Origin of the sequence: Adhaeribacter aerolatus (genome assembly GCF_007991635.1) — a bacterium.
Classification (GTDB): Bacteria; Bacteroidota; Bacteroidia; order Cytophagales; family Hymenobacteraceae; genus Adhaeribacter; species Adhaeribacter aerolatus.
The window spans coordinates 1-1,220 of sequence record NZ_BJYS01000084.1; the positions used below are offsets into that span (position 1 = coordinate 1).

The window sequence follows — 1,220 nt, forward strand, 5'->3', positions numbered from 1 at the left end:
CCTCGGCAAAATTAGACCACGAGTTAAGTTTAGGAGTAATAACTTAAAAAAGTGGTAAAGATGAAAAAAGTACGGAGAAAATTTACAGCTGCCTTCAAAGCGCAAGTAGCATTAGAAGCACTAAAAGAGCGCCAAACTTTGGCGGCCTTAGCCGAGAAGTTCCAGCTACACCCGAACCAGATATCGCAGTGGAAGCAGGAGTTTATGGAAAACTCCCAACTGGTATTCGCTGGGGCGGTAGGGAAAGAAAAAGAAGAACAAGTAAACCTGGAAGCGCTTTATGCCAAGATTGGGCAGTTGGAGATGGAACGGGACTTTCTAAAAAAAAGCTTGCAGAAGAGCGGACTCTGATGGAGCGCAAACTGCTGGTAAGTCCGAAGGATACATTGAGCATCCGCCAGCAATGCAACCTGCTCTGTCTTTGCCGAGCTTCTTTCTATTATGTACCCAAACAGGAAAATGCAACGAACTTGAAGATGATGCAACTCCTGGATGCGCATATATTACAAGAACCAACGGCGGGTGTATTGACGATGCAATCCATGCTGGCGGAGAGGGGGTATAAAGCCGGTTACGAGCGGGTAAGAAGGTTGATGCGCTTGGCCAACATACGCCCTATTTACCCCCGAAAGCATTTGACACAGCTAGGAGATAAGAAGTATATCTATCCTTACTTGCTGCGAAACCTAACAGTAGAGCGGGTTAACCAAGTATGGGCCATCGATATCACCTATGTTCCCCTGGCAAAAGGATTCATGTATTTGACAGCGGTGATTGATGTATATAGCCGTTATCTGGTAGGCTGGGGCTTGTCTAATACGCTGGATGCTGAAGCCAGTCTGCAGGTGCTGAAAACAGCGGTGGTGGAGCATGGTAAGCCAGCGATTGTCAACAGCGACCAAGGCAGCCAGTTTACTTGTCAGCAGTATGTAGATTACCTCAAAGACGAGCAGATTAGCATCAGTATGGATGGCAAAGGCAGGGCTTTGGATAATATTTACATTGAAAGATTTTGGCGCACGATTAAATACCAGCATATTTACCTCAACCCGGCTGATGATGGCATCACCTTGTATCAGGGCATTAGCCGCTGGATAGAGAAGTACAACCAAAAGCCCCACCAGGGAATAAACCGAAATAAGCCTGTTAACCTTTATCAGATGGCAGCTTAATTCAATTAAGAAAGTAGACAAACTGGTCTAAAGCATTCGAGGTACTAT

2 protein-coding genes are annotated in these 1,220 nt (G+C 45.7%); both read left to right on the top strand.

The features are described from left to right. The first annotated feature begins 60 nt into the window (after window positions 1-60). Window positions 61-351 carry a transposase gene (locus tag AAE02nite_RS26080; protein ID WP_146905859.1) on the top strand — a complete coding sequence of 97 codons (291 nt, stop codon included), beginning with the start codon at window positions 61-63 and terminating at the stop codon, window positions 349-351. Continuing rightward, on the top strand, window positions 351-1,172 hold the full coding sequence (locus AAE02nite_RS26085; RefSeq protein WP_146905862.1) for an IS3 family transposase: 822 nt from the start codon (window positions 351-353) through the stop codon (window positions 1,170-1,172). Before AAE02nite_RS26080 ends, AAE02nite_RS26085 begins: the two co-directional genes overlap by 1 nt. The last annotated feature ends 48 nt before the right edge of the window (window positions 1,173-1,220 follow it).

Bases quoted from the DNA above. Each gene is read 5' to 3' on its own strand.
- AAE02nite_RS26085 (WP_146905862.1), top strand. From the start codon at position 351: ATGGAGCGCAAACTGCTGGTAAGTCCGAAGGATACATTGAGCATCCGC.
- AAE02nite_RS26080 (WP_146905859.1), top strand. From the start codon at position 61: ATGAAAAAAGTACGGAGAAAATTTACAGCTGCCTTCAAAGCGCAAGTA.